The following is a 9,838-nucleotide window of genomic DNA, read 5'->3' as shown; positions in this document are numbered from 1 at the left end:
TGATAAATTGTTAAAGAGCATGCCGCGATTTACTGCGGCGCGGGCTGCGTATATTACGCTTTCCGCATTGTCAGTCAAGCATTTATTTTCGCTTAACTCACTGGTTCGTATGATTTCGAACCTACTCAACCCGGCGCTTCGTAAGCCGTTGTGCCGTGTCAGTGGAGGCGCATTATAGGGAGTTCTCGGAGGCTGACAAGTGCTAATTTCAAATATAATTTCGAGTGCTTCTTTTTTCAGCGAAAAGCCGCTAAAGCGCCAGTTTTTCAAGCAACGGGAAGCCATAACGCTGTAAAACGGGTGATAATTGTACCGCTTCACCATCCAGCTCCGTGCAGAATGCGACGTTCTGTTGCGAAGAATTTACTTCAGGCGCTTCATGTTCCAGTAGCCAGGCTGTTCGTCGGGCAATTGCCGCACCGGAATCAATCAGACGCGTCCCTTCAGGTAACACCTGCTGCAGCTCTTCGCGCAGTAAAGGGAAGTGCGTACAGCCTAAAACAACCGTGTCCGGTGGTTCAGCCATCCGCAGCCACGGCTGAACAATACGGCGCACCTCATCCAGTGCAACCTCAGCACCGTGTAGCTTAGCTTCTGCCAGTTCCACCAGCTCCGCCGATCCCAGCATTTCGATGTTGCAGGAACCGGCGAATTGCGCCACCAGCTCGTGGGTATAAGGACGGCGCACTGTAGCCCGCGTCGCCAGCAACCCGACCACACCATTTCGCGTCAGGCGCGCGGCAGGTTTAATCGCCGGAACCACACCCACGACAGGAAACGCAAAGCGTTCACGTAAAGCAGGCAATGAAACCGTGCTGGCTGTATTGCAGGCGATGATGACTAATGAGAGAGGATAACGCTGTGTAATGGCCTCAACGATAGCGACCACGCGTTCCACGATGAAGGTTTCGCTTTTCTCGCCGTAAGGGAATCCAGCGTTATCGAAGGCGTAGAGATAATGAAGATCCGGCAACAGCTGACGGACCTCATCATAGACAGAAAGCCCACCGACGCCGGAATCAAACACCAGCACGGTGGGACGCAAATCAGAAGTTGTAGCTGCCGCTGAGGTAATACTCTCGTCCTGGAGTCTGATAGCCATACACTGTCTCGTAATCTTTATCGAACAGGTTGGCAATTCTACCACGAACCGTGAGTTGTGAAGTGACAGGATATGAGACGGCGAGATCCCACAGGCTGACACCGCCTAATTTCACACGACGGCTGGGCGTGCTGTTGAAGTCGGTATCATAACGGTCGCCCAGATAGTGATAAGTCACGGACCAGTCAAACTCATGCAGTGTCCAGTCAAGCTGATACTTGACCTGCTGCTTAGCCCGGCGAACGAGCGGCTGATCGGTGCTGCCATCCCGCGCATCGACATAATCATATGAGAGCTGATGCGTCAGCGGCCCGGTATCGAATCCAGCGGTGGCTTCAACGCCTTTAATACGTGCCTTCTCAATGTTGTAGTAGCGGAAGGTCTGCGGATCGCCTTCAATCAGGTCATCAATGTCGTTGCGATAGCCCGACACGCGCCAGTTCACCGGCCCGGTCAGCCCCTCAAAGCCGCCTTCCCACTGCTTACTTTTTTCAGGATCGAGGTCGCGGTTGCCATAAAATGGGCTGTATACCTGCGACAGATTAGGCGCTTTGAAAGCAGTACCATACGAAGCGAACGCGCGGTACCCGGAAATAAACTCCCATGACGCCGCCGTCTGCCAGGTGTTATGCCAGCCGAACTGATTGTTATCGTCACCACGTACCGCACCCTCAAGAGTGACGCTGCCAAACTGTTGCTGCCCGGTCAAGTAGAGGCCGGTATTACGCTGTTCATAGCCATCTGATAAATAGTTCGTGCCCGGTTCCGTTGTCTCTTTCTGCCAGTCCACACCCGCACTGACGGCGCCCTGCGCCACCTGCACGGTATTGCCCCACTGCAGATTGTACTGGGTGACATCATCAAAGGTGGATGCAGCGCCGTAGCGGCCATTGCGCGGATCGTAGTTAATGTCTTTGGTATGGCCATAACTGGCAATAAGCTGGGTGGAGTAGACGTCGCGGTTGAAGCGTAAACCGGTGTCCCAGGTCTGGCTGTAGAGCTGACGGGTATCCGCCAGGCCGATGATATTCGTGAAGCTGTCATCATACGTGTATGACCCGTCATAGGCAGTGCGGTTATCAAAGCCATAGCCGCGCACAAAACCACTGAGTTCATCGCTGAACTGATGCTCAAGGTTGCCATACAGGGTTTTGCTCATGAAGCCGTCGCGATCGTGCTGCGCCGGGCCATAGTCATTGGGATAGCCCGCCACAACGTCATACCCTTTGGTGTAGGTATAGTTGCCTGCCAGGGTAAGCTTTGTCGCGTCGCCCAGCATCTGCTGAGTTGAGCCGTCATACGATTGATAGCCGTTGGATCCCATGCCCGCCGTCAGCGTCGTGCCCGGTTGCGATCGGCCCGTAATAATATTCACCACGCCGCCAATGGCATCAGAACCGTAAACCGCGGAACGTGCGCCGCGAATATATTCGATGCGTTGCACCAGCGACAGGGGGATCTGGCTGAGGTCGGACGAACCGGTAATACCCGCCTGATTAAGCCGGATACCATCAATCAGGATCAGCACATGTCTGGACTCAGTACCCCGAATAAACAGCGAACTCTGCTGCCCTAGCCCGCCGCTTTGCGCGACATCGACACCCGGCAGACGGCGCATCACATCTGTCAGACTTTTGGCCTGCCAGCGATCAATCTCATCACGCGTGACGACGGTTGTCGGCGCCAGCACCCCGGAAACAGGTTCGGCAAAACGGTTGGCAGTAACGATTTGCGTATCATCATTCCCCTGCGCAAAACCGTTTTGCGCCCAGAGAGAAATCGCCGTTGCGCTCAGAGCGAACAGCGATGCAGTTTTTTTTGTCATTTTAATCGCATCCATAAGACGAAGCAGGATGCCGCAGGCCGACAATCAATAGAACGCGATGATTGTACGAGTAGCGACGTTACACCGGCAGGTCTTCGGGCTGGGAACCATAAATGATGATGACTTCCCATCCCGGAGGACAGTGTCTGCAATTGCACTCATCACGACATTCCTTACCGCTGCGCGTCAGCTCCAGATTCACACTGGATTCCCTATTAACTCGGGCTTGAGGCCGGCGTCTGCAGTCTACGGAGTGGAGATACGGAAGTCCAGACTGCTAAATATCTTATCGCTGTGGGACTGGACATCAGCAAGTGAATGCCTACAATCGCCCGCTGGTAAGCTATTAATCAGGATTACTCATGACACCCGAACATCTCCCCATTGAAGACTATGACGCACAGCTGGCGGAAAAAGTCAGTCGTTTAGAGACGATGATGACGCCGTTTGCTGCGCCCGACGTGGAGGTGTTCCGTTCGCCGGTCAGCCACTATCGGATGCGCGCCGAATTCCGCCTGTGGCACGACGGTGATGATATCTATCACATCATCTTTGATCAGCAGACGCGCGAGCGGATCCGGGTCGATCAGTTCCCGGCAGCCAGCCAGCTGATCAATCAGCTGATGCCAAAGATGATCGCCGCGATCCGTGATAACCGCACCCTGCGTCACAAGCTGTTCCAGATCGACTATCTGTCAACCATGAGCAATCAGATTGTGATTTCACTGCTCTATCATCGCAAGCTGGATGATGAGTGGCAGCAGGCCGCCGCCGCGCTGCGTGATCAACTGCGTGCGGAAGGTCTGAATGTGCAGTTAATTGGCCGTGCGACCAAAACCAAAATCTGTCTGGATCGCGACTATGTGGATGAGTGTCTGCCGGTTGCAGGTCGCGAGATTATCTATCGTCAGGTCGAGAACAGTTTTACCCAGCCTAACGCGGCAATGAATATTCAGATGCTGGAGTGGGCGCTGGATGTGACGCAGGATTCACAGGGTGACCTGCTGGAACTGTACTGCGGTAACGGCAACTTCTCGCTGGCGCTGGCGCGCAATTTCCGCCGCGTTCTGGCAACGGAAATCGCCAAGCCTTCTGTTGCGTCGGCCCAATACAACATTGCCGTGAACCAGATTGATAACGTGCAGATCATTCGCATGGCGGCGGAAGAGTTTACTCAGGCGATGAATGGCGTGCGCAGCTTTAATCGTCTGGAAGGGATTGATCTGACCAGCTACGAATGCGAGACGATTTTTGTCGATCCGCCACGTAGCGGCCTGGATGAAGAGACGGTGAAAATGGTGCAGGCGTATCCGCGCATCCTTTATATCTCCTGCAACCCACAAACCCTGAGCGACAATCTGCAGACGTTGTCAGAAACGCACGACGTGACGCGGCTGGCGCTGTTTGATCAGTTTCCCTACACCCACCACATGGAATGCGGTGTGCTGCTGACGCGTAAAGCGTAAACAAAAACGGGAACCCTGAGGTTCCCGTTTTTTTTCCCTGCCGATATCCCTACTGATTACGCTTGCGCTTAAACCGCGTCGCAATCCAGAACACCAGCGCGACCATCAGAACGGTGGGAACGAAATTAGAGCCAATGTCCGGGTATTCTGCCCGCACCAGCGCGCTATAAACCAGAATCCCCAGCAGGAAAAACGCCGCCGCCAGACCTGGCATGCCGTCCGGCATGTTGGTGTTGAGATACCGCTGATGCAGACACCAGGCCGCCAGACCCAGCGCAATCAGCGGAAAAATCGAAAAGGGAACAAAGGCGCTGAACAGCACAGAAAACGAACCGTTAATCGCTAAGCCGGTAATAAAAGCCAGTGCCAGAGTGCTTTTATCGCGGGTACCTGGGTGGGTCATGAACTGATCCTTACTCATTGCTCTTCGGGTTTTTCCAGGGTGACCGCCAGTCGTTCCTGCTCACGGCGGTACCAGTAATAAGCGCCTTTGGCGATCATCCGCAGCTGTAACACCAGCCGATCCTCAAGCTTACGTCGCTGCTCAGCATCAACGTCCAGTGCTTCTGCACCGGCGCTGAAGACAATGGTCACCATCGCTTCAGCCTGCGCTTCGGTAAAACTGCGCGGCATGCGATTTTCGACCTCAAGATAGTCAGCCAGTTCAGCGATAAAGTGCTGAATTTCACGCGCCACGGCGGCACGGAAAGCAGCAGAGGTGCCGGAACGTTCACGCAGTAACAGGCGGAAAGCGTTGGGGTTGTTACCGATGAACTCCATAAAGGTCGACACCGACGTTTTAATGATGCTGCCGCCTTTGGCGATACGCTGTCGTGCCTGACGCATCAGCTGTCGCAGCATCAGCCCACTTTCGTCCACCATCGTCAGGCCAAGCTCATCAACATCCTTGAAATGACGATAAAAGGAGGTGGGTGCAATCCCCGCTTCACGGGCAACTTCCCGCAAACTCAAACTGGCAAAACTGCGTTCGGCGCTGAGCTGACTGAACGCTGCTTCAATCAGTGTACGTCGTGTACGTTCTTTTTGTTGCGCTCTGACGCCCATTCTCTCTGCCTTTAGCGGTGTTGAGCGGGCACTATAGCAAAATTTTCAGCGTACAGATTGGCATTCTTTGTCACTGCCTGTGAACCTCACACTTTGTCAAAATGTGATGAAAATCGCTGATAGAATTCAGAAGTGCGCGACGAGATGTTAGAATCTCGTTGTAAAAATGTATAAATAATAGGACGTATCGGTATGCAAAAGTCTTACGATTACGATGCCATTGTGATTGGCTCAGGGCCCGGCGGTGAAGGGGCGGCGATGGGGCTGGTAAAACAGGGAGCGCGCATCGCCGTGGTCGAACGCTACCACAACATCGGCGGCGGCTGTACGCACTGGGGAACCATCCCTTCCAAAGCCCTTCGCCACGCCGTCAGTCGCATTATCGAATTCAACCAAAACCCGCTCTACAGCGATCATACCCGACTGCTTCGCTCCTCTTTCGCCGACATTCTTAATCACACTGAAAGCGTGATCAGCCAGCAGACAGCCATGCGCCAGGGCTTCTACGAGCGTAACCGCTGTGAGCTTTATCAGGGCGATGCCCATTTTGTTGATGCCAATACGATTGAGATTGAACAACCTGATGGCACGCGTGAGACGCTGACGGCAGAGAAGTTTGTTATCGCCTGTGGTTCACGGCCTTACCATCCTGATAATGTCGACTTTACGCATCCCCGCGTCTACGACTCCGACTCTATCCTTAATCTGCACCACGAACCGGGTCACGTCATTATTTACGGCGCTGGCGTCATCGGCTGTGAATATGCATCGATTTTCCGTGGTCTCAACGTCAAAGTTGACCTGATTAATACCCGCGATCGCCTGCTGGCGTTTCTCGATCAGGAGATGTCGGATTCTCTCTCATACCACTTCTGGAATAGCGGCGTAGTGATTCGTCACAATGAAGAGTTTGAGAAGATCGAAGGCGTGGAAGATGGCGTCATCATGCATCTGAAGTCGGGCAAGAAAGTGAAAGCGGATTGCCTGCTGTACGCCAACGGCCGCACCGGTAACACCGATTCCCTTTCGCTGGAAAACGTCGGTCTGGAAGCCGATGGGCGTGGCCTGCTGAAAGTGAACAGCATGTATCAGACAGCGCAGCCGCACATTTATGCCGTCGGTGACGTGATTGGCTATCCAAGCCTGGCCTCAGCCGCCTACGATCAGGGCCGTATTGCCGCACAGGCGATTATCAAAGGGGAAGCGTCAGCACACCTGATTGAAGATATCCCAACCGGTATCTACACCATTCCGGAAATCAGCTCCGTGGGTAAAACCGAGCAGCAGCTGACGGCAATGAAGGTGCCTTACGAAGTGGGCCGCGCGCAGTTTAAACATCTGGCACGCGCGCAGATTGTGGGCATGAACGTTGGCAGTCTGAAGATTCTGTTCCATCGGGAAACCAAAGAGATTCTGGGGATCCACTGCTTTGGCGAGCGTGCCGCTGAGATCATTCACATCGGTCAGGCGATCATGGAGCAAAAAAATGGTGGCAACACGATTGAGTACTTCGTGAATACCACCTTTAACTATCCGACGATGGCCGAAGCCTATCGCGTTGCGGCGTTAAACGGCTTAAACCGCCTGTTTTAACGCAGCGTCGAAATAGTGTGCCATGTGGGTTTTAATTGCCTCTGCCAGCTGTTCATAACGGCTGCGCAGAGGTGAACCCGGACGATAGACCAGCGCGATCGTGCGCTGTGGCACCGGTTTGTAGCAGGTGAGATAACAGACACCGTCGCGAATACGCTCTGGTGGAACTGCCAGCGCCGGTAACAGCGTAATGCCACTGCCTGCCGCCACCATATTGCGCAGTGTCTCAAGACTGGTCGCCCGGAAATGGGTATCTTCATCGGCACCCGCCTCAAAGCAGAATCCCATCGCCTGGTCACGCAGACAGTGTCCATCTTCCAGCATCAGCAATTTCTCGCCGGCCAGATCGGACATTGGCACACGATCGCGATCGCACCACGGATGATCGGCATAGACAGCCAGCTTCATTGGCTCATCAAACAGCGGCACTTCGATAAAGGCCTGACTCTCTTTGACCAGCGCAACAATCGCACAGTCGAGCTTGCCACTGTCGAGCTGTGACAGCAGCTGTTGCGTCTGCGCTTCGTGCAGATACATCTCCAGTTTCGGGAAGGTCTGGTGCAGCGTCGGGATAATCTGTGGCAGTAAATACGGCGCGGTGGTCGGGATGAGGCCGATATGCAGCGGACCTGACATCGCTTCCCCTTGCTGACTGGCCATCTCTTTCAGCACTTTCACTTCACGCAGCACCGTACGCGCCTGATCCACCAGCAGTAAACCTGCCTGCGTGAACAGCACTTTACGGCTGGTGCGCTCCAGCAGCATCACACCCAGCTCATCTTCCAGCTTACGGATCTGCCCGCTTAACGTGGGCTGACTGACATGACATGCATCCGCCGCACGGCGGAAATGACGGTGTTCAGCAAGCGAAACCAGATATTCAAGATCACGAATATTCATTATTACCCTCCAAACCACGATAGCCCGTGGCGATAGATAGAATAGCAATGAACGATTGGCCCTATCAAGGGTGGTTGGGAATAATGCGCGCAACAAAAAGCTCAGGAGTCTGTCTTCATCTCTATAAAGCCAGCTGCGGCTTCTGTGCGCAGGCCATACAGAGGCTGAGTGAGCATGTCATTGAGTACGAAAATTGTGATGGGACAGGATTCGACAACCGTCAGTTCAGGAGCCGTTTCAGGCCTGGCGACGGTACTGCAGGTCTTCATGGGCGGTCGTCATGCTGGCGGCAGTGAAGATCTGCGTCAATACTTGCTGTCAGCGTAAGAGAGTCTGAGCGTCGGCCGGGAGAGCGGGCGCTTTGATGATGTGCCTATAAAAAATAGTAGTTCTGAAGCTAGAGGTTGGCGGGCATTTTAATGTGCCCGCTTTTTTTTACCTGCTGATCACGCCAGACGCTGTTTAGCGTCACCGATAGCGCGGGCAACCTGCTGCGGAGAAACACCGCCCTGCGCATTACGCTTATCCAGACACGATTGCAGCGCCAGAATCGGATAGACATCCTCGCCAATCACCGCGCTGAACTGCTGAAGTTGTGCCAGCGACAGCGCTTCAAGTGCTACGCCCTGCCCGATAGCCGCCACGACAACTTCGCCAACGATATGGTGTGCTTCACGGAACGGCACGCCTTTGGCGACCAGATAGTCGGCCAGCTCAGTAGAGTTTGCGTAGCCCTGTTCAGCGGCTTCCTGGCAACGCGGACGTTTAACCTGCAGGCCATCCAGCACCAGCACTGACATATGCAGACAGTCGAGCCAGGTATCCAGCGCGTCAAACAGCCCTTCTTTGTCTTCCTGCATATCTTTGTTGTAGGCCAGCGGCAGACCTTTTAGCGTCATCATCATGCCGGTCAGTGCACCCTGCACACGACCACATTTGCCGCGAATCAGCTCCAGCGCATCCGGATTTTTCTTCTGCGGCATCAGTGATGAGCCTGAGGTCACTTTATCTGACAGCTCAATAAAGCCTGCTTCGCCGGTGTTGAAGAAAATCATATCTTCCGCAAAGCGCGACAGATGCACCATGCCAATGGCCGCGTCAGAGAGCAGTTCCAGCACGTGATCGCGGTCTGATACGGTATCCAGACTGTTACGTGTGGCGGAAGCGAAGCCCAGCCAGCCTGCCAGCTGCTGACGATCAATCTCGTAAGCGGTACCGGCCAGTGCGCCACAGCCCAGCGGGCTGACATCAAGACGCTTCAGGGTATCCTGCAGACGGCTCTCGTCACGCGCCAGCATTTCAACGTAGGCCAGACACCAGTGCGCAAACGTCACCGGCTGCGCACGCTGCAAGTGGGTGTAGCCCGGCATCACTGCATCCTGATTGGCTTCGGCGGTAACCACTAACGCCTGCTGCAGCTCACGTGTGGCGCCCAGCAGCGCTTCGATCTGTACCTTGCACCACAGTTTCAGATCGGTCGCGACCTGATCGTTGCGGCTACGGCCGGTGTGCAGCTTTTTGCCCAGCGAGCCGACTTTGTCGATCAGCTTACCTTCAACCCAGCTGTGAATATCTTCGGCATCGCTCTGCAGAATCTGTTCAGGATTTTCACGCACTTCATTCAATAGCGAATTCAGGGCCGCTTCAAGTTGCTGCTGCTCATCCTGAGTCAGCACATTGACCGTCACCAGCGCTTTGGACCAGGCAACAGAGCCAATGATGTCCTGCTCTGCCAGGCGGTAATCGAAGCGCAGCGAGTCATTGAACTGTTTAAAACGTTGATCCGCTGCCTGAGTAAACCGTCCACCCCAAAGTGCCATGTGAAAACTCCTCTGAATCGTTAAACAAGAGGCGGCATAAATGCCGCCCCTGAATCAAAACTGTGAG

The 9,838-nt window shown here is 54.3% G+C and carries 9 protein-coding genes and 1 riboswitch; of the genes, 3 read left to right on the top strand and 6 right to left on the bottom strand.

Features of this window, described 5'->3' with window-relative positions; genetic code table 11:
• Positions 1-250: 250 nt before the first annotated feature.
• Together murI and btuB are read right to left on the bottom strand one after the other, a co-directional pair.
• Entirely contained in the window at positions 251-1,102 is an 852-nt protein-coding gene (murI, locus tag NP77_RS14085; RefSeq protein ID WP_033762375.1) for a glutamate racemase, read from the bottom strand.
• Positions 1,047-2,927: a TonB-dependent vitamin B12 receptor BtuB gene (gene btuB / locus NP77_RS14080; RefSeq protein WP_039660608.1), complete on the bottom strand. Its 1,881-nt coding sequence runs from the start codon at positions 2,925-2,927 to the stop codon at positions 1,047-1,049. Before btuB ends, murI begins: the two co-directional genes overlap by 56 nt.
• A 68-nt stretch (positions 2,928-2,995) precedes the next feature.
• A riboswitch (cobalamin riboswitch) is annotated at positions 2,996-3,179 on the bottom strand.
• 110 nt (positions 3,180-3,289) lie between these two features.
• Between btuB and trmA the strand changes: the two genes are divergently transcribed.
• Positions 3,290-4,393: a tRNA (uridine(54)-C5)-methyltransferase TrmA gene (trmA, locus tag NP77_RS14075; protein WP_003851194.1), complete on the top strand. Its 1,104-nt coding sequence runs from the start codon at positions 3,290-3,292 to the stop codon at positions 4,391-4,393.
• A 49-nt stretch (positions 4,394-4,442) separates the two neighbouring features.
• Here trmA and NP77_RS14070 read toward each other — a convergent pair whose 3' ends face one another.
• Together NP77_RS14070 and fabR are read right to left on the bottom strand one after the other, a co-directional pair.
• Entirely contained in the window at positions 4,443-4,796 is a 354-nt protein-coding gene (locus tag NP77_RS14070) for a YijD family membrane protein (RefSeq protein WP_003851197.1), read from the bottom strand.
• 14 nt (positions 4,797-4,810) lie between these two features.
• Positions 4,811-5,458: an HTH-type transcriptional repressor FabR gene (gene fabR / locus NP77_RS14065; protein WP_003851200.1), complete on the bottom strand. Its 648-nt coding sequence runs from the start codon at positions 5,456-5,458 to the stop codon at positions 4,811-4,813.
• 192 nt (positions 5,459-5,650) lie between these two features.
• Between fabR and sthA the strand changes: the two genes are divergently transcribed.
• A complete protein-coding gene (gene sthA, locus NP77_RS14060) occupies positions 5,651-7,051 on the top strand; it encodes a Si-specific NAD(P)(+) transhydrogenase (RefSeq protein ID WP_003851201.1) in 1,401 nt (466 codons plus the stop codon).
• On the opposite strand, the gene oxyR is transcribed toward sthA, so the two are convergent.
• Positions 7,034-7,951 (bottom strand): DNA-binding transcriptional regulator OxyR, encoded by a 918-nt coding sequence (oxyR, locus tag NP77_RS14055; RefSeq protein ID WP_003851204.1) that lies wholly within the window; start codon positions 7,949-7,951, stop codon positions 7,034-7,036. The two genes, sthA and oxyR, sit on opposite strands and share 18 nt — an antisense overlap.
• Positions 7,952-8,131: 180 nt before the next feature.
• Between oxyR and NP77_RS23480 the strand changes: the two genes are divergently transcribed.
• Complete coding sequence (locus tag NP77_RS23480; protein WP_153574532.1) at positions 8,132-8,278, top strand: hypothetical protein; 147 nt, start codon at positions 8,132-8,134, stop codon at positions 8,276-8,278.
• 119 nt (positions 8,279-8,397) lie between these two features.
• Here NP77_RS23480 and argH read toward each other — a convergent pair whose 3' ends face one another.
• Positions 8,398-9,771, bottom strand: a complete 1,374-nt coding sequence (gene argH, locus NP77_RS14050; protein WP_003851207.1) for an argininosuccinate lyase — start codon at positions 9,769-9,771, stop codon at positions 8,398-8,400.
• Positions 9,772-9,838 lie beyond the last annotated feature (67 nt).

Source organism: Pantoea sp. MBLJ3 (assembly GCF_000816655.1).
In the GTDB taxonomy this organism is placed as follows: Bacteria; Pseudomonadota; Gammaproteobacteria; order Enterobacterales; family Enterobacteriaceae; genus Pantoea; species Pantoea eucalypti.
Note: the sequence above shows the minus strand (reverse complement) of the source record. Positions and strands in the feature narration are given on the sequence as shown.